Origin of the sequence: Pseudosulfitobacter pseudonitzschiae, from assembly GCF_002222635.1 — a bacterium.
Lineage (GTDB): Bacteria > Pseudomonadota > Alphaproteobacteria > Rhodobacterales > Rhodobacteraceae > Pseudosulfitobacter > Pseudosulfitobacter pseudonitzschiae_A.
The window spans coordinates 2,725,458-2,742,631 of the sequence record NZ_CP022415.1 but is presented as its reverse complement, the minus strand read 5'-3'; the positions used below and the strand labels follow the sequence as shown (position 1 = coordinate 2,742,631).

The window sequence follows — 17,174 nt, the reverse complement described above, 5'->3', positions numbered from 1 at the left end:
GTGCGGTTAACGCTTGTAAGGATCATCCAGCGCAGGCAGCAGCGTGCCCAGACAGTCGCCAAAGCCGATGCGATAGCCGTCACCCGATGCGTGGCCATGCAGGCCCAGCGTGTCGCCGTCTTCGACAAAGCTGCGGGTTTCACCTGTGTCCAGGGTGATGGGTTCCTTGCCGCCCCAGCTGAGTTCCAGCAGGCTGCCGCGTTCGGATTTCTCGGCACCCGAGATGGTGCCAGAGCCGAGCAGATCGCCCGGTGTCATCGGGCTGCCTGCGGTTGTGTGGTGCGCCAGTTGCTGTGCCGCAGAGTAGTACATTTCATTATAGTTGGTGCTGGCAACAACGGTGGCGTCCTTGCCTTTGGGGGCAAGCGTGACGGAAAGGTCGATGTTGTAAAGCATCGGGCCGGTGTCCTTGAGGTGGTCAAGCAATTCGAATTCACGCTCGGGCGTCGAGGTGCGGAACGGCTCAAGCGCCGCTTTGGTCACGATCCACGGGCTGATTGTGGTGGCTGTCGCCTTGGCCTGAAACGGGCCCAGCGGCTGATATTCCCACGCCTGAATGTCGCGCGCCGACCAGTCGTTCAGCAGCACGTAGCCGAAAATCGCGGCGTCGGCCTCGTCCACGGTTAGCGGGCCGTCCGATGGGGTGCCGACGATGGCACCCATCTCAAGCTCGATGTCGAAGCGTTCGCAGGGGGCAAAGCGGGGCAGGTCGTCGTTCGGACCCTTCAGCTGGCCCCAGGGGCGGCGGATGTCTGTGCCCGACACCACAACCGAAGAAGCACGGCCATTGTAGCCGATAGGAATGTGCAGCCAGTTCGGCGGCAGCGCGTTTTCCGCGCCGCGGAACATGGTGCCGATATTGGTTGCGTGGTGGCGACCGGCGTAAAAGTCGGTGTACTCGGCCACGACCATAGGCATGTGCATCTGCGCGTCTGCCATTGGTACAAGCAGCGGTTCGATTTTGCTTTGCTCGGTGCTGCCGTCAGATAAGAGCTGGATCAGCCGTTCTCGCAGGGCAGCCCAGACAGCGGGGCCTTCTTCCATGACCTCGTTCCAGAAGGGCACATCGAACAGCGGGTATTCGGTGAGAGTCACAAGGCCCGCTTCTTCGGCGGCGGCCAGATCAAGGATCATGTCGCCGATTGCCACGCCGCAGCGCGGATCGTCGTCACCGACCGAGAACACGCCGTAAGGCAGGTTGTTCAGCGGAAAGTCGGTCTCGGCGGAGTTGGCGCTGGTGATCCAGCTTTTCATCAGGGGCATATGTGTTTCCTATAGAGTTCGGGTGGCCCATAAGAGCCACCCCGGTATTTCAGATCAGGACTGCGGCAAGCGTCATTTCTTGCCCGGCGTGCCGTCGAATTTCTTTTCGATGTCGGTCCAGCAGTCGATGTAGTTGTCCTGCAACGGGGCCTCTTTGGCGGCAAATTCGGTCAGGTGCTGCGGGAACCGTGTTTCGAACATGAAGGACATAGTGTTGTCCAGTTTCTCGGCCTTGAGGTCGGCATTGGATGCCCCTTCAAAGGCATTCTTGTCGGGGCCGTGGGGCAGCATCATGTTATGCAACGACATGCCGCCGGGGACAAAGCCCTGCGGTTTGGCATCATACTGGCCGTAAATATTGCCCATCATCTCGGACATAATGTTCTTGTGATACCATGGCGGGCGGAAGGTGTCTTCGGCCACCATCCAGCGTTCGCGGAATAGCACAAAATCGATGTTGGCCGTGCCCTCGACGCCGCTGGGGGCGGTCAGGACGGTAAAGATCGACGGGTCAGGATGGTCGAACAGGATCGCGCCAACGGGGCAATAGGTGCTGAGGTCGTATTTCACCGGCGCATAGTTGCCGTGCCATGCGACCACGTCCAGCGGGCTGTGCCCGATCTGGGTCTCGTGAAACTGACCACACCATTTAATCGTGACGGTGCTGGGTGCATCGCGGTCTTCATAGGCGGCAACCGGCGTTTTAAAGTCGCGGCGGTTGGCCATGCAGTTTGCGCCGATGGGCCCCCGACCCGGCAGGTCGAATTTCTGGCCATAGTTTTCGCAGACAAAGCCGCGCGCGGGCCCGTCCAGTACTTCGACGCGGTAAACAAGACCGCGCGGAATGATCGCTATTTCCTTGGGTTCCAGATCAATGACACCCAGTTCGGTGCAGAACCGCAGGTGGCCTTCTTGCGGGACGATCAGCAGTTCGCTGTCGGCGGAATAAAAGTAGCTGTCGACCATGCTGTCGGTGACCAGATAGATATGGCTGGCCATGCCCACTTGGGTGTTCACGTCACCGGCGGTGGTCATCGTGCGCATACCTGTCAGCCATGTATAGGACTTGTCGGAATGCGGCACCGGATCCCAGCGGTACTGGCCCAAGCTGGTGACATCCTGCGGGATATGCGGCGCCGATTTCCAATAGGGCAGGTCGATCCGTTCGAACCGGTGCGAATGCTTTACCGACGGGCGGATGCGGTAACACCACGTCCGTTCGTTCTGGTGGCTGGGCGCGGTAAATGCGGTGCCGCTAAGCTGTTCGCCATAGAGGCCGTAGTTGACCTTTTGCGGGCTGTTCATGCCTTGGGGCAGGGCGCCGGGCAGGGCTTCGGTTTCAAAATCGTTGCCAAAGCCGGGCATGTAACCGGGCGTGGTGCTGCCATTGTCAGGCGCTTGGACCATGGTGCTGGGTTTGGTGAGCGTGTTCATTGCGGTGTCTCCCGTGCAATGCCTGATGTGGCAGTCTTGCGGATTCGGTGTCGGTGTAATAGTTGAATTTGTAACTAACAACCATTGCAGGTGGAAAATGGCCGAAACCGACACATTCGATCTGCAAACATTTCTGCCCTACCTGCTTAACCAGGCCGCCGAGGCATCGTCGCTGGATTTCCAAAGCGTTTACAAAAGTCGCTATGGCATGTTGCGCAACGAATGGCGGGTTTTGTTTCACTTGGGTATGTACGGGCGGCTGACCGCATCAGACATCCGCGACCGGTCGGGGATGCACAAGACTAAGATCAGCCGCGCGGTTCAGCGTCTGGCCGAACGCCGGTTTCTGACGCGCGACCGTGACACACAAGACCGGCGGGCCGAGCATCTGGAACTGACCGCGCAGGGGCAGGCCGCCTATCGGGATTTGCGCAAGATCGCCAAGGATTATGACGACGCATTGGCCGAGATGCTGGGCAACGAAGACGTGGTCTCCCTGCGGCGTATGCTGCTGCGGCTGGCCCAGCGAGTGTCTTAGGCCGGTTAGAAGTCGACGGTTACGCCCGGCAGGTTCAGCGATTTGATCAGGTCGCGCAGCTCTTGCCGTGCGGCCACATTCGAGATGTTCAACTGCTTGACGCCGATATCCTTGAGGTCCAACAGGGTCAGCCCGCGCGGGAACAGCTCGCGGAACACCACGCGCTCGGAAAAGCCGGGGGCGATGCGAAAACCGATGCGTTTGGCCAGCATCTTGATCGCGCGTTCCATCTTTTCCTTGTTGACCATGCGCTGGGCACCCATGCGGTTGCGCACCACGATCCAGTCAATGGGCTGAAGCCCCGCCTGCGCGCGCAACTGCCGCGCGTTCCAGACCATTTCGGAATAGACAGACGGCCCAAGGATTTTGTCCCCCGTCGCATCAATCCGCGCCAGCAGATCGAAATCGACAAAACTGTCGTTGAGCGGCGTAATCAGCGTGTCTGCCAGCGAATGCGCCACCTGACTCAGGCGGGTGTGACTGCCGGGGCAGTCGATCAGAATAAAGTCGTTGTCAGGCTCCAGCGATGCAACGGCGGCACTCAGCCGATGGTCATAGATATTCTCGCCCGGTTTCAGCGTGCCGGGGTCGATCTCGGGCAGGTCGTGCACGTCGGGGCTGGGCAGGTTCAGTCCGGCGCTTTTCAGGAAAGATTGCCGGTTTTCGACATAGCGCCCAAATGTCCGCTGCCGCAGGTCCAGATCCAGTGCGCTGACCTTGTGGCCCATGCGCGCCAAAGCGGTTGCCACATGCATCGACACGGTAGATTTCCCCGCGCCGCCTTTTTCGTTTCCGACGACGATAATATGCGCCATGCCTGTCCCCTTGCATCCGCTGTTTGTGTGCGGTTTGCCTTCTTTGGCACACTATATGTTGTGGATCGACCTGTGAAAAGCAGGGAGAGGCGCAAAGCTGGCAAAAATGACAGGGTTACGGGTGCTTGATCGGGGTGGGCAGCGCTGCGTGTCTTGTGTTCGGGCCGGGTGAGGTTACGCAAATCCCGAAGAGCGGTCCTTGGAGTGCTGCGCAGAGAATGGCGGGTTTGAGCCCAGAGTTGCCGATGCTGCACCGAAACCTGCACCGAAACCTAATGTCGGCTTCGGCTTAAGATCCCCGCATTGCTGCAACAAACAGGTTTGGATCAACGGTCGCTTGTCGCATTGTCCTGCTTATGATGCGCAACCTCTTCGTTAACATACCGACGATTGCATTTCTGTTGCTGTTCCATTTGAGCGATGAACGGCTCGGGGCAGCATTTATAGGGATGCCGTTGGCTTGGGTGGTTGTTCTGTCCAAACAGCGCCAACCCGTCGTTGTGCGGGGACTCAACCTGCATTTCGCGTTGATCGTTCCATTGCTTTTTCTGGCGTGGCGTTTCGGTCCAGTGACGTTCGCGAACTGGACCGAGGCTTGGGTGATGGCATCAGTGGTTTGGGCAACGGCTGGGGCCGTGGTACACGCCGTATGACGGGAGGCACTTCCTAGTGTGACGGGTCTGTGGCGGTGATCGCTATGTCCCTTGCAACACGCTGGCTAGGCCGAGGAGATGCGAACGTACTTTTCTTTGCCACGAGCGTGACGACCGGCGCTGACGATTACCTCTGACAGGTAAAAGGCGAAACCAAAGAGCAAGCGCGTGCGACGGTGAGAGGCCGTGCGCAACTGGCCATTGGCGCAGATGAAGCGAAATGGTGCATTGCCCGCATACCAGCCCTTATCTAACCCTGACAGAACGCCCGCTTTCGGTCAGCGTCAAAGATGCGTCAGGTTCCACATTGTCCCCCGCTCCAACAAAAAGGGCGCGGCCATTGCTGGCCACGCCCTTTGTCATCACTGCAGGCAGGCTTAAAAGCCCAGACCGGCATATTTGTTCTTGAACTTCGACACGCGGCCGCCGGTGTCCATCAGGCGGCTGTTGCCGCCGGTCCACGCGGGGTGCACAGAGGGGTCGATGTCCAGCGACAGTTGGTCGCCTTCTTTGCCCCAGGTCGATTTCATTTTCACCACGGTGCCGTCCGTCATTTTGACGTCGATCATGTGATAGTCGGGGTGTGTATCGGCTTTCATGATCCGGATCCTTACGCGCTGGCGCCCGACTTGGGCTTGTAGTTGGTGACTTCTGCGATACGCGCGGATTTACCACGACGGGCCCGCAGGTAATACAGCTTGGCGCGGCGGACACGGCCACGACGCACGACGGTGATGTCTTCGATGTTTGTCGAGAACAGGGGGAACACACGTTCCACGCCCTCACCAAAGGAAATCTTACGCACGGTGAACGAACCGGCAATGCCTTTGCCGTTGTTGCGTGCGATGCAGACGCCTTCGTAGTTCTGGACACGGGTGCGTGTGCCTTCGGTCACTTTGTAACCGACGCGGATGGTGTCACCCGCTTTGAAGTCGGGGATTTCTTTCCCCAGCGCAGCAATCTGCTCCGCTTCGATCTGTGCGATCAGGTTCATCTGACCTTCTCCTTTATGCTCGTGGTTGCTCCACGAAGATTTGCGCGCCTCAGAGCTTCCTGTCTTCATCGGGTCCGGCATCGCCGCCCGCAGGGAGTGTTCAAGCACCGTTCCTTGTTACGTGTCCTGCGCTGTGTCGGTTCACCGAAGGGGTGCCACAGGCAAAACGGTCCGGGCGGCATGGACCGATTCCGAACTTGCGCGGTATAGGGTGGATATGCAGGCCCGGTCAAGGGGGCGGGGGCACGCGCGTGACACTGCGCGATGTGGCGCAGGCGGGTTTTACACTGGCGCGACGCTGTGGCTTTGCTAAAGAACCAGCATGACCCTGTTTACGCCACATCTGTATCGCAAGACAACCGCGCTGGTCCGCGCGATGCATGTGCTGTTGTTTGTGGCGTTCTCCTGCCTGACTCCGGGCACGATGCCGATGGCGCAGGCCGGTGGGCTGACGCTGGTGCTGTGTACCGGCGGCGGTACGACCACCGTGACGCTGGACGCCCAAGGCAATCCGGTCGAGGCCGGGCACAGCCGCTGTGACTGGTCCGCAGGCTTGGCGAATGTGGTGCTGCAAAGCCCGCTGATGGTACCCTCGGCGCTGCAAATCCGCGCCTATGTGCCAGTGATCAACACGGCTGCGCTGGTCACGGCGCAGGTCAAGCGTACCCAAAACCACACGCGCGGCCCGCCAGCACATCTCTGACACGACGCCCATTTTCAACACTCCTGTCAGAGGAACTTCTCATGGTCTCTATCGAGCCTGCAACCGCGCCTGCGCGGGTATCCGACACACATGCCTTTTACCGCGCCGCTTGGCGTTGGCATTTCTATGCGGGGCTTTATGTCATCCCGTTTTTCGCAATTCTCGCCCTCACGGGTATGGTGATGCTGTGGATCGCCTTTCTTGGCGGTCGCGATGGCGAACGCATCCCCGTGGTGCCGCAACAGGCTGTGCTGGCTGTCAGCGTTCAGGCCGATGCCGCGATTGCTGCCGTGCATGATGGTATGCTGGTGCAGTACATCGCCCCGCGTGCGGCGGACCGCGTTGCGGTGTTTCGCGTTGATGTGGACGATGCCGCCACGATGGTGGCCGTAGATCCTTACACCGCCCGAGTGGTGCAGACGTGGCCGCGCCGGTCGGGCTGGTACGATCTGGCGGACAACATCCATGCGGAACTGCTGCTGGGTGTCACCGGCGACCGGATGTTGGAAATCGCCGCGTCGCTTGGCATGGTTCTGATCGCGACCGGTCTTTATATGTGGTGGCCGCGTGGTGGCGGTTGGCGTCGGGCGCTGGTGCCGTCGCTGCGGGGCGGGCGCAGTGCATGGAAATCGCTGCACGGTTCCATCGGTCTGTGGCTTTCTGTGGTGCTGGTGTTCTTTTTGCTGTCCGGCCTGTCATGGTCCGGCGTCTGGGGGGAAAAGCTGGTTCAGGCGTGGAGCCAGTTCCCGACCGAAAAATGGGACAGCGTCCCGCTGTCGGATAAGACCCATGCCAGCATGAACCACGGCCCGAAAGAGGTGCCTTGGGCGTTGGAGCAAACGCCGATGCCAGCCTCGGGCAGCACAGCGGGCACACCTGCCGCGGCAGCCGCGCCCGACATCGACAGCATTGACACGCTGGCCCGCCAGATCGGTTTTGACGGGCGTTACCAGATGAACCTGCCGCGTGGTGCCGACGGTGTCTGGACGCTCAGCCGCGATTCCATGAACAACGACAGCCTCAGCCCGATGGCTGACCGCACAACGCATATCGACCGCTTCACGGGCAACATTCTCGCCGATGTGCACTTTGCTGACTATTCGCTGGCGGGTAGGGCGATGGCGGTGGGTGTTGCGCTGCATATGGGCATGCTGGGGTTGTGGAGCGTTCTGGCCAATACGTTGGTTTGCCTGTGCGTGCTGGCGCTGTGCCTGACCAGCGTGGTCATGTGGTGGAAGCGGCGCGCGGGCAGCGGTCTGCGGCTGGCCGCACCGCCGCTGCCGCGTGATATGCCGCTTTGGCAGGGCGCGGTTGTGGTGGGCCTTGCCGTGTCTTTGGCATTCCCGATGGCGGGCTTGACCCTGCTGGCGATACTGGCGCTGGATACGTTTGTGATCCAGCGCTTGGTGCCGCTCAAGCGGGTCTTGTCCTGACGGACGGCCTCGGCCCGCACTGTGTCGGGCCGGGGCCGTCTGCGCCAAGGGATGAAACACGCCGTTTGCGCGCTAGGTTCTGCAAGGCACAGAAAAAAGGACATATCGCATGCCCAACACAGCCCTGATCACCGGCGCATCCTCCGGGATCGGCATGGAATTCGCCCGCTATCACGCGTCCAAAGGTGGCGATGTGATCCTGACCGCACGGCGTAAGGACACGCTTGATGCGCTGGCTGCTGAAGTTCGGACTGCGCATGGTGTCAACGCCCACGTCGTTGCGCTGGACCTTGGTGCCGAAGGCGGGGCGCAAGCGCTTTACGATCATGTCAAAGAGGCGGGCCTGACCGTCGATATCCTGATCAACAACGCAGGCTTTGGCGGGCAGGGGAGGTTTCTGGATCGTGAATTGGCCAAGGATCTTGCGATGATTGATCTGAACGTAAAGGCGCTGGTGACGCTGACCCATTGCTTTGCCGCCGATATGGTTTCAAACGGCGGCGGCAGGATTCTGAATGTGGCCTCTACCGCTGGCTTCATGCCCGGCCCGTTGCAGGCGACCTATTTTGCCACCAAGGCCTTTGTGACGTCGTTTAGTCAGGCGATCGATCAGGAATACCGCAAGCGCGGGCTGACCTGCACCGCCTTATGCCCGGGCTACGTCAAGACCGAATTCGCAGACGTCAGTGACCTGAACGGGACCGATCTGGTCAGCAAGGGCGGCGCCACACCCGACGACGTGGCGCGCCATGGATACGAGGCGATGATGCGCGGCGCTCTGGTCACGGTGAACGAGGCCAAGCTGGGGTTTATGGTGAACTGGATCATCCCGCTGTTGCCGCGCCGCGCGGTGCTGAAAACGGTTCAGCGGATGCAGACCAAGAAATGACGCCGTTCATTCGCCCTTGTGGCGTGCCCACAGGTCGGGCCGCCGCTCGGCGGTGATCTTTTCAGACATCTCGCGCCGCCACTCCGCGATTTTCGCGTGGTTGCCCGACATCAAAACCTCGGGGATCGTGCGGCCCTGCCATTCGGCAGGCTTGGTGTATTGCGGATGTTCCAGCAGTCCCGCCGAGTGGCTTTCATCAACCGCGCTTTCCGCATTGCCCAGTACACCGGGCAACAGGCGTACGGTGGCGTCAATCATCGCCTGCGCCGCCAACTCGCCCCCTGTCATTACAAAATCGCCCAAGGACACTTCTGTGATACCAAAGGCTTCCAGCACCCGCTCGTCCACGCCTTCGAACCGCCCGCACAACATGGTCACACCATCGCAACGGGCCAGATCGCGGGCCATCGCCTGATCAAAGCGCCGACCACGCGGCGACATATACAGGATCGGCCAGCGTCCGCGCGCGTGGCTTTGTGCCTCGGCGATAGCGGGGCCGACCACATCGGCACGCAGCACCATGCCCGCGCCGCCACCTGCCGGAGTGTCATCGACGTTGCGGTGCTTGGTCAGCCCGTGTTCGCGCAAATCATGCGTGTGCAACTGCCACAGCCCGTCCTTCATGGCGCGTCCCGTCAGGCTTTCGCCCAACACGCCGGGGAAGGCCGCGGGAAACAGCGTGATAACCCGCGCCTGCCAGACGCCCGCCAGCGGAGCGGTTTCGTCCATCAGCGACGACGGTTTCAGCGTTGCCCGAATGCTTTTGCGGCCATGTGATTTCATGTGTTTTTTCCTCGGACTGCGGCCAGAATCGTTTGTTTTGCCGCCTTGCGCGCGTTGCGGGCGGCATGTGTGCGGTTGGCGTGCAATAACGCATCTAACACAGTTTGATCCAGTGCCGCATCGGCCATCGGGTGCGGTATGATCTGCGCCAGAGTTTCAGGCGGCACGCCACTTTGGCCTGCGAAATCTTGTCGCGCCAAGTGGGATAGCCGGGTGTGGCGTGCAGCAGGTCAGTCATTTGTGGCTTTAGCCGGATCGCCAGATGCGCTTTCAGCAATGCACGGTTGCCGCGCCGAACCTGCTGGGCGGTCGACATGCCGGTGTTGTGAAAGCCGATGTGCAACACCACCTTGGCAGGCATCAGAAACCCTCGCGCTTCAGCGCATCCCTTGCCGCGCGCCAGTCGGTATCGGACAAGTCGGATCGGTTCAGTGCCAGCACTGCATCAAGCACGCCCTGAGGTGGCGCAGGGTTTTCAGGGGCGCGTGGCGTTAATGTGTTCGTGTCGACACCGCCCAGCAGGTCCAGCAAGGAGGCAAGGGGCCCCAGTGGAGAAGTGCAGGTTTCCAACGGTCGGACGATCATCCGGATATCGGGCACGGCAGTGGCGATCTGCGATATGATTTCGTCCAGATTGGCAGAGGCAGCAAAATCAGCGACGTATTCGTCAACGCTCAGCGTGATGCGCTTGGCCCGCAAATGCTGCACATAGCAACTGCGCAACCAAGGCGTCGCCGCGCGGGTGGTGAAATACAGGATTTGCTCGGCGTCCGGTACGGCAGCGGCAAAGGCCTGCGTGATCGCGTTGATGATGCGGGGGGTGGCGTCATAGGACATCAGTCCGTGCCTTCCGGGCATGTGGCCTGACAGATCCTCGGAGCTGATCACCACGTCTTTGCCGCGCGGGGCCCAACCCTCGGCCAGCACGGTGGCCTCATATTGGATCAGCGCCAGATCGGACTGGCTGCGGCTGACCGAATAGGCACGAGCACTCTCGCAGAGGGCCACCATGTCGGGGCGCAGGATGATATGGCAGTGCGGGCGCAAGATTTTGCGGTTGGCCTGCAAGGTTTTTTGTACTGTGGTCGTGCCGGTCTTGTGAAATCCTGCGTGGATGATGATGCGCATGGCAGACGTCCGATCAGCCGCCATGCGCACGCAAAGGCAGTGTCACGCGATAGCGATGATGCCCAAGATGACCAGCAGGAACACCACCAGCGCCACAAGAATCAGTAATTTGGCAACGCTCAGCGCGGCACCCGACAGGCGGCCAAAACCAAGCAGGCCGGCGACCGCGGCCACCACAAGCAAGATGAGAATAATCTCTAACATGATCTATCCTTTTACAATCGGGCGCAAACCGCCCATCTGCAAAGGAAACGTTCAAGCCCACGCACGGTTCCGTGATCACGGCCACAGCCCGTCCGGCGGGTCGGCCACGATACGCCCTGCGGCCAGGTCCACGGTGGGCACGGCCGCCAGCGTAAAGGGCAGCAAAACCGTGGCGCTGCTGTCTGGCAAGCTTACTTCCAGCAGGTCCGCCGCACCGTGGTTCTGCACAGATTTGACGCGGCCCAGCTCGGTGCCGCCGGTGTCCACCACCGTCAGCCCCACCAGATCGGCCTGATAATATTCATCGTCCGGCAGCGACGGCAACTGGTCGCGATGCGCGTGCAGCGTCACACCCTTGAGCGTATCGGCCTGTTCTTTGGTCGCCACCTCTGCAATGCGCACGACAAAGCCGTTCTTGACCGAATGGACAATAGCCAGCGTAAACGACCGCGCACCAGTTTCATCGGTCAGCGGGCTATAGGCCTCGATGTCTTCGGGGGTTGCGCAGAACGATTTGATCCGCACTTCGCCCTTTACCCCGTAGGCCCCGCTGATGGCGCCCACGCAAACCAGTTCATCCTTGCTCACTTTACACCTCTGCAAATTCCGTCGCGCATCACGCCGCCCGCATCCGTGCATCGCTGTGCGGCAGTTTGACTTTCATAAATCCAACCGGCGGCGAAAGCGACCGGCAACAGGATAATCATACGAAAGAGTTTGAACACATTGACCACGCCCTATTGTCTCATTGATCCCGTTTACCCTGTCGCCCCCGCAACCGAGTGTCCAGAGCCGCAACTTTTGCCCTCTGCTCCGGTGCAAAAGACCGCCCGTGCGGGCTGTGTCGCGTGTATTCTCGCTTCGGCATCCACATCTCAACGGCAAGCCGCTGATTGTTGCCCGCTTTTCCGCCGGTGATACAACAGCTTACCAATTCTACCGGCTTCAGGGCAGGTCTCCCCTTGTACAGTCGCCAAGCACAGCCGATATGTGCTGCTATGAATTATTCCAGCGCCCTTCTCCAGCCGTCTTTGCGCACGCGCGTGGCCCGATTTACGGACCGGCCCGCAGTGCAGAACTTCATCCTTGCCGTGATCTTGTTCAACGCCATCATTCTGGGGTTTGAAACCTCGGACGCCGCGATGAAGGTCGCCGGACCGCTGATCAAAACACTGGATTCCGTCTGCCTCGGTATCTTTGTTGTCGAGATTGCGCTAAAAATTTACGGGCGCGGTTTCGCGTTTTTCAAAAGCGGCTGGAGCCTTTTCGATTTTACGATTGTGGCCATTTCGCTGATCCCTGCCACCCAAGGCCTCAGTGTGCTGCGGGCGATGCGGATCTTGCGATTGTTGCGGGTGATTTCGGTGGCCCCGTCGCTGCGTCGCGTGGTTGACGGGTTGGTCAACGCCCTGCCGGGTGTCGGATCGGTCTTTTTGCTGATGGGCATAATTTTCTACATCGGTGCCGTCATGGCGACCAAGCTTTTCGGCGGTGCATTCCCCGAATGGTTCGGGACTTTGGCGCGCTCTGGCTATTCACTGTTCCAGATCATGACACTGGAAAGCTGGTCTATGGGCATCGTGCGTCCGGTGATGGAGGTCTATCCCTATTCGTGGACGTTCTTCATTCCGTTCATCATGGTTACGACCTTTGCGGTGGTGAACCTGCTTGTCGGCCTGATCGTGAATTCGATGCAGGACGCGCACAACGAAGAAACCAATGAAAAGACAGACACATACCGCGACGAGGTTTTGCAGCGCCTTCTGGAATTGGAAGCCCTGATCAAAGCGCAAAACGACGTGCGCAAGGACTGAGAACTGTCAAGCCGGTGGCCAGGCCTGTCAGGGTGCTTCCATAATAAAGGCCCGCACCACTTGCATGGAACGGGCCCGAAATCAGACACTTGCCAGAGTTATTCCTCTGCAGCTGCCTCTGCCGGAGCGTTGGCGGCTTCTTCGAGGGCTGCTTTCTTGGCTGCTTTCTCTTCAACGCGCGCTTGGGCTTTCTTGCCGGGCGTACCCTTGTTGGGGTTGTTACGCTCGGTTTTCTCTTTCACGCCAGCGGCTTCCAGCATACGCGCGACACGGTCTGTAGGCTGTGCGCCCTGACCCAACCAGTGCTGGATGCGCTCGACGTCCATCTTCACGCGGTCTTCGCTGTCTTTGGCCAGCAGCGGGTTATATGTGCCCAGTTTCTCGATGAAACGGCCATCGCGTGGCATGCGGCTGTCGGCAGCAACGATACGGTAAAAGGGGCGTTTTTTGGAACCGCCGCGGGCGAGACGAATTTTCATGGCCATGGTTGGTATCTCCTAATTAATGGCTTGGACGGGGGTAAACCCGTTTCAGGTCTGGTGCTGTTTGTGGTGCTGAATGACTTCAGCGATGATGAAGTTCAGGAACTTCTTGGCGAATTCGGGGTCGAGGTCGGCCTCTTTCGCCAAATCTTCAAGCCGTGCGATCTGTGCGGCTTCGCGCGTGGGATCGGACGGGGGAAGGTCGTGTTCGGCTTTGAGTTTCCCCACTGCCTGTGTGTGTTTGAACCGCTCGCCCAAAGTGTAGACAAGGATGGCGTCCAGCCGGTCGATGCTGGCACGGTGGCCTTTCAGCAGCTCTGCTGCACGGGTGATGGCGTCGGTCATGTGGCGATCTCCTGTGGTCCGGGGTGCCGGTACACCCCCATCGCGCCATAGACGGGATGATGATAATCGTCCTGTCGTGTGGCGCCCAAGGCCGTGGCAACGCGCACTGAGGCATCGTTGCCTGTCGCGATCATGCTGACCAGGGTTGTCCAGCCGAGCGTCTCATAGGCATAGGCGCGCGCCGCGCGGCCCGCTTCGGTGGCGTAGCCCTTGCCGTTGTCGGACCAGATGTACCAACCAACTTCGGCTTCGGGCCAGTCAAGCGGATTGTGCAGGCCGACCAGGCCAATGGCGATGTCGTCGTCGCGTGTCGTTACGATCCAGCGCCCATAGCCGCGCATGGTCCAGTGACCCAGCACCTGACAGAGATAGCGCCATGTCTCCGCTTCGGTCATCGGGCCGCCCACAAAACGCGAGGCTTCCGACCTGTAGAATGCGGCGAAGGCAGGCACGTCCCGTGGCGCGGGCGCGCGCAGGACAAGCCGATCGGTCGTCAGCGTGGGAATATGCGGGGTTGCGGAGGTCATTTCTTCTTCCCGAAACCGGAGAGGCCCGAAGGCAGACCCATGCCGCCCCCGCCAAAGGGGTTCTGGCCGCCCATCTGCTTGGCGGCGGCTTCCAACGCCTTGGGGTCCATGCCTGCGGCCATGTCTTCGGGGCTGGGGCCGCCCTTGCCGAACATGCCTTTCATGGCCTGTTTTAGCATGCCGCCTTTGCCCATCTTGCCCATTTTCTTCATCATATCGGACATTTGGCGGTGCATTTTCAGCAGTTTGTTCAGCTCGGACACTTCCATGCCAGACCCGCGTGCGATGCGCTTTTTACGGCTGGCCTGCAGGATCTGGGGTGCCGCGCGTTCTTTTTTGGTCATCGACTGGATCATGGCGATCTGTTGCTTGAGGATCTTGTCGTCAAAGCCAGCTTCTTCGACTTGCTTGGCCATTTTGCCCATGCCGGGCATCATGCCCATCATGCCTTGCATGCCGCCCATCTTGATCATCTGTTCCAGCTGCATGCGCAGGTCGTTCATATTGAACTGACCTTTGGCCATGCGCTTCATCATCTTTTCGGCCTGTTCGGCCTCGATGGTTTCCTGTGCCTTTTCGACCAAGGCGACGATGTCGCCCATGCCCAGAATGCGGCCTGCGATACGCTCTGGCTCAAAGGTTTCAAGCGCGTCCATCTTTTCGCCGAGGCCGACGAACTTGATCGGCTTGCCGGTGACCGCGCGCATCGACAGGGCCGCACCGCCGCGCCCGTCGCCGTCCATACGGGTCAGCACCACGCCGGTGATGCCGATGCGGTCGTCAAAGTTCTGGGCGGTGTGCACCGCGTCCTGACCTGTCAGACCATCCACCACCAGCAGCGTTTCACGCGGGTTGGCGACGTTGCGCACTGCTTCGACCTGTTGCATCAGCTCTTCGTCGATCGACAGGCGGCCTGCGGTGTCCAGCATGTAGACGTCATAGCCGCCCATGCTGGCCTGCGTCTTGGCGCGTTTGGCGATGGCGACAGGGTCTTCGCCCTTGACGATGGGCAGGGTGTCGACACCGATCTGCTTGCCCAGAATTGCCAGCTGTTCCATCGCCGCCGGACGGTTGACGTCAAGCGACGCCATCAGCACGCGCTTGCCCTCGCGGTCTTTCAGACGCTTGGCCAGTTTCGCGGTGGTGGTGGTTTTCCCGCCGCCCTGCAGGCCGACCATCAGGATAGGCGCGGGCGCGTTGTCGATTTTCAGCGCACCGGGTTCGCCTTCGCCGGTCAGCGTGTCGATCAGCGCGTCGTGCACGATCTTGACGACCTGCTGCCCGGGGGTGATCGACTTGGTCACGGCCTGACCTGTGGCCTTGTCCTGTACCGCTTTGACGAAATCGCGGGCCACGGGCAGCGATACGTCGGCTTCCAGCAGGGCGACGCGCACTTCGCGCAGGGCGGTTTTAACGTCCTCGTCGGACAGCGAACCCTGTTTGGTCAGACGGTCAAAGACCCCGCCAAGCCGTTCGGATAGATTTTCAAACATGCCAAGCGCCTTTCGTGCCCGTTTCAGTCTGCCCCCTATGTAGGGAGCGGTGAGGAATTTCCCAAGTTCAAACCAAGAGCGCCCCCGTGGGCGCAACGCGCTGACGGAGGGCGATCCCTGATCTGTCAGGGACCGGAAGGCTGATGCTCCCGGAGTGTTGGGGGGCGTTTACGGCGCTGCGGCGCGCGAGTCAACAGTCTGGCGTTTACAGCTGGGCGCGCTGGAAGTGCATCAACCAACTGCTACTGTCGCGCATTTTCTGTTGGTTTCGCCCCGGCATAGCGGTCAATGTCACCAGCGTAGTCAGCGGTAGTGGTCAAGAGCAGACATTTCTTCTGAAAAAGACGCCGTAAAAGTTTGCGTAGATATGTACGTAAACCACCTCAAGCTGCCGTTTCGGGCAAATACTACTGTTTGAGCCAACCGTTGATTGCCGCCACGATCTTTGGCGGGCCGGACAGGTTGGAATAGGCTGTGATCAGCGGGTGCCGTCCTTCGCTCATGCCCTTGGTAATGACCAGAACAGGGCGAGACAGTTTATCTCCCTTGGACCCAATCGTGGTTTCCAGCTCGGCGTGGCTGACGTTGTCCAGATTGTGGGAAACCTGTGTGTACCGGCGCATGGATTTGCGCCGGATCGTCACAGTGCCCGCGTGCCGGTCAAAGATGATCTGCAACCGCTCGATCAGCATCGCCATGACCACAGCGCCGATGCCGCCGCCAAAGACGGCAAAAGCCAGTCCGAACAGCAGATTTTCGGACATGATGAACAGGCCACTGCCCACAAAAACCAGGATAAACCCCGCCAACAAAAGCGCGATCAACCATGGCGTTTCGTCAAGGATCAAACGGTCGGGCGTATCGTGCAGCACTTTCATGGCTTGTACTTCAACAGGGCGGAGGGACAGAATTCAGACATAAAAATCCGGCGCATTATTGCAATGCGCCGGATGCTAGAGCCGCTTGGGCATCTGTGTCAAAGCCTGTGTCTGACGCGCGCCAGACACCGCACTGTTCAGGCAGCCAATTCGGCCACTTGTGCCTTGGCTTCGGCGATCGAACCTTCGGCGTCGACCGACAGGCGATCAGCGGCAACAAGTTGAACGTCGGTGATGCCGATAAAGCCCAGAACGTGACGCATGTAGTTGGTGGCGAAATCGATCTCGGATCCAACGGGCGTGCCGCCGGTCGCTGCAACAAGAATGGCGCGTTTGCCGGTCAGCAGACCTTCGGGGCCAGCTTCTGTATAGCGAAAGGTGATGCCTGCACGGCAGATCATGTCGACCCACGCCTTGAGGTTGGTGGGGATGCCAAAATTGTAGACCGGCACGCCGATCACCAGCACGTCAGCAGCCTTCACTTCTGCGATCAGCTTGTCGGACAGGGCCAACAGTTCTTTTTGTGCGTCGGTGCGGTCGGCCTCGGGGGTAAAGTTGGCGCCGATCCAGCTTTCGTCGATGTGGGGCAGGGCGTCGAACAGGTCGCGGGTGACAACGTCGCCGTTCAGGCGGGCAACGACGTCTTTGCTCAGGTCGCGGGTGACGGATGTTGCGCGGCGGGCGGATGCATCAATGTGCAGAATCGATTTGGCCATTTTCAGGTCCTTTCAAAAGGAGGATACTTCGAAACAGAAAATAGCCATTGTAAAAACACACGCAATTGGCCAAAACTCACAT

At 60.0% G+C, this 17,174-nt stretch carries 22 protein-coding genes; 6 read left to right on the top strand and 16 right to left on the bottom strand.

Annotated elements, in window-relative coordinates; all coding sequences use genetic code 11:
- Positions 1 to 6 precede the first annotated feature (6 nt).
- Both fahA and hmgA read right to left on the bottom strand, forming a co-directional pair.
- Positions 7 to 1,263, bottom strand: coding sequence for a fumarylacetoacetase (gene fahA, locus SULPSESMR1_RS13520; protein WP_089421299.1), 1,257 nt, complete (start codon positions 1,261 to 1,263; stop codon positions 7 to 9).
- 72 nt (positions 1,264 to 1,335) lie between these two features.
- Positions 1,336 to 2,697: a homogentisate 1,2-dioxygenase gene (gene hmgA, locus SULPSESMR1_RS13515; protein WP_089421298.1), complete on the bottom strand. Its 1,362-nt coding sequence runs from the start codon at positions 2,695 to 2,697 to the stop codon at positions 1,336 to 1,338.
- A gap of 97 nt (positions 2,698 to 2,794) precedes the next feature.
- Between hmgA and SULPSESMR1_RS13510 the strand changes: the two genes are divergently transcribed.
- The gene (locus tag SULPSESMR1_RS13510) at positions 2,795 to 3,235 is read left to right on the top strand and encodes a MarR family winged helix-turn-helix transcriptional regulator (RefSeq protein WP_089421297.1); all 441 of its coding nucleotides are present in this window, start codon (positions 2,795 to 2,797) and stop codon (positions 3,233 to 3,235) included.
- Between the two features lie 5 nt (positions 3,236 to 3,240).
- On the opposite strand, the gene SULPSESMR1_RS13505 is transcribed toward SULPSESMR1_RS13510, so the two are convergent.
- On the bottom strand, positions 3,241 to 4,050 hold the full coding sequence (locus SULPSESMR1_RS13505) for a division plane positioning ATPase MipZ (RefSeq protein ID WP_089421296.1): 810 nt from the start codon (positions 4,048 to 4,050) through the stop codon (positions 3,241 to 3,243).
- Between the two features lie 356 nt (positions 4,051 to 4,406).
- On the opposite strand from SULPSESMR1_RS13505, the gene SULPSESMR1_RS13500 reads away from it, so the two are divergent.
- Entirely contained in the window at positions 4,407 to 4,703 is a 297-nt protein-coding gene (locus tag SULPSESMR1_RS13500) for a hypothetical protein (RefSeq protein ID WP_089421295.1), read from the top strand.
- Positions 4,704 to 5,080: 377 nt separating this feature from the next.
- On the opposite strand, the gene rpmE is transcribed toward SULPSESMR1_RS13500, so the two are convergent.
- Both rpmE and rplS read right to left on the bottom strand, forming a co-directional pair.
- Entirely contained in the window at positions 5,081 to 5,302 is a 222-nt protein-coding gene (gene rpmE, locus SULPSESMR1_RS13495; RefSeq protein WP_089421294.1) for a 50S ribosomal protein L31, read from the bottom strand.
- A gap of 11 nt (positions 5,303 to 5,313) precedes the next feature.
- Positions 5,314 to 5,697 (bottom strand): 50S ribosomal protein L19, encoded by a 384-nt coding sequence (rplS, locus tag SULPSESMR1_RS13490; RefSeq protein ID WP_089421293.1) that lies wholly within the window; start codon positions 5,695 to 5,697, stop codon positions 5,314 to 5,316.
- Between the two features lie 322 nt (positions 5,698 to 6,019).
- Here rplS and SULPSESMR1_RS13485 point away from each other — a divergent pair, with 322 nt between their 5' ends.
- From SULPSESMR1_RS13485 to SULPSESMR1_RS13475, 3 genes are all read left to right on the top strand, one after another.
- Positions 6,020 to 6,400 carry a hypothetical protein gene (locus tag SULPSESMR1_RS13485; protein ID WP_089421292.1) on the top strand — a complete coding sequence of 127 codons (381 nt, stop codon included), beginning with the start codon at positions 6,020 to 6,022 and terminating at the stop codon, positions 6,398 to 6,400.
- Between the two features lie 41 nt (positions 6,401 to 6,441).
- Complete coding sequence (locus tag SULPSESMR1_RS13480; RefSeq protein ID WP_089421291.1) at positions 6,442 to 7,833, top strand: PepSY-associated TM helix domain-containing protein; 1,392 nt, start codon at positions 6,442 to 6,444, stop codon at positions 7,831 to 7,833.
- 109 nt (positions 7,834 to 7,942) lie between these two features.
- Entirely contained in the window at positions 7,943 to 8,722 is a 780-nt protein-coding gene (locus SULPSESMR1_RS13475) for an SDR family NAD(P)-dependent oxidoreductase (RefSeq protein WP_089421290.1), read from the top strand.
- 6 nt (positions 8,723 to 8,728) lie between these two features.
- Here SULPSESMR1_RS13475 and trmD read toward each other — a convergent pair whose 3' ends face one another.
- The 5 genes from trmD to rimM form a co-directional block, all read right to left on the bottom strand.
- Entirely contained in the window at positions 8,729 to 9,505 is a 777-nt protein-coding gene (trmD, locus tag SULPSESMR1_RS13470) for a tRNA (guanosine(37)-N1)-methyltransferase TrmD (RefSeq protein WP_089421289.1), read from the bottom strand.
- A 94-nt stretch (positions 9,506 to 9,599) separates the two neighbouring features.
- Positions 9,600 to 9,866 carry a hypothetical protein gene (locus tag SULPSESMR1_RS13465; protein WP_089421288.1) on the bottom strand — a complete coding sequence of 89 codons (267 nt, stop codon included), beginning with the start codon at positions 9,864 to 9,866 and terminating at the stop codon, positions 9,600 to 9,602.
- Positions 9,866 to 10,633, bottom strand: a complete 768-nt coding sequence (locus tag SULPSESMR1_RS13460) for a hypothetical protein (RefSeq protein WP_157729016.1) — start codon at positions 10,631 to 10,633, stop codon at positions 9,866 to 9,868. The genes SULPSESMR1_RS13465 and SULPSESMR1_RS13460 overlap by 1 nt, the downstream gene beginning before the upstream one ends.
- 42 nt (positions 10,634 to 10,675) lie before the next feature.
- On the bottom strand, positions 10,676 to 10,837 hold the full coding sequence (locus tag SULPSESMR1_RS13455; protein WP_089421286.1) for a DUF1328 family protein: 162 nt from the start codon (positions 10,835 to 10,837) through the stop codon (positions 10,676 to 10,678).
- 75 nt (positions 10,838 to 10,912) lie between these two features.
- A complete protein-coding gene (rimM, locus tag SULPSESMR1_RS13450; RefSeq protein WP_240311450.1) occupies positions 10,913 to 11,425 on the bottom strand; it encodes a ribosome maturation factor RimM in 513 nt (170 codons plus the stop codon).
- Positions 11,426 to 11,835: 410 nt separating this feature from the next.
- Between rimM and SULPSESMR1_RS13445 the strand changes: the two genes are divergently transcribed.
- The gene (locus SULPSESMR1_RS13445; RefSeq protein ID WP_089421284.1) at positions 11,836 to 12,651 is read left to right on the top strand and encodes an ion transporter; all 816 of its coding nucleotides are present in this window, start codon (positions 11,836 to 11,838) and stop codon (positions 12,649 to 12,651) included.
- 98 nt (positions 12,652 to 12,749) lie between these two features.
- Here the strand turns inward: SULPSESMR1_RS13445 and rpsP are convergent, their stop codons facing one another.
- The 6 genes from rpsP to SULPSESMR1_RS13415 all read right to left on the bottom strand — a co-directional run bounded on the left by rpsP (position 12,750) and on the right by SULPSESMR1_RS13415 (position 17,092).
- Positions 12,750 to 13,136: a 30S ribosomal protein S16 gene (rpsP, locus tag SULPSESMR1_RS13440; RefSeq protein ID WP_089421283.1), complete on the bottom strand. Its 387-nt coding sequence runs from the start codon at positions 13,134 to 13,136 to the stop codon at positions 12,750 to 12,752.
- A gap of 45 nt (positions 13,137 to 13,181) precedes the next feature.
- Entirely contained in the window at positions 13,182 to 13,478 is a 297-nt protein-coding gene (locus SULPSESMR1_RS13435; RefSeq protein ID WP_089421282.1) for a chorismate mutase, read from the bottom strand.
- Complete coding sequence (locus tag SULPSESMR1_RS13430; RefSeq protein ID WP_089421281.1) at positions 13,475 to 14,005, bottom strand: GNAT family N-acetyltransferase; 531 nt, start codon at positions 14,003 to 14,005, stop codon at positions 13,475 to 13,477. The genes SULPSESMR1_RS13435 and SULPSESMR1_RS13430 overlap by 4 nt, the downstream gene beginning before the upstream one ends.
- Positions 14,002 to 15,498 carry a signal recognition particle protein gene (ffh, locus tag SULPSESMR1_RS13425; RefSeq protein ID WP_089421280.1) on the bottom strand — a complete coding sequence of 499 codons (1,497 nt, stop codon included), beginning with the start codon at positions 15,496 to 15,498 and terminating at the stop codon, positions 14,002 to 14,004. Before ffh ends, SULPSESMR1_RS13430 begins: the two co-directional genes overlap by 4 nt.
- 407 nt (positions 15,499 to 15,905) lie before the next feature.
- A complete protein-coding gene (locus SULPSESMR1_RS13420) occupies positions 15,906 to 16,376 on the bottom strand; it encodes a hypothetical protein (RefSeq protein WP_089421279.1) in 471 nt (156 codons plus the stop codon).
- A gap of 137 nt (positions 16,377 to 16,513) precedes the next feature.
- Entirely contained in the window at positions 16,514 to 17,092 is a 579-nt protein-coding gene (locus SULPSESMR1_RS13415) for an FMN-dependent NADH-azoreductase (protein WP_089421278.1), read from the bottom strand.
- Between the last annotated feature and the right edge of the window lie 82 nt (positions 17,093 to 17,174).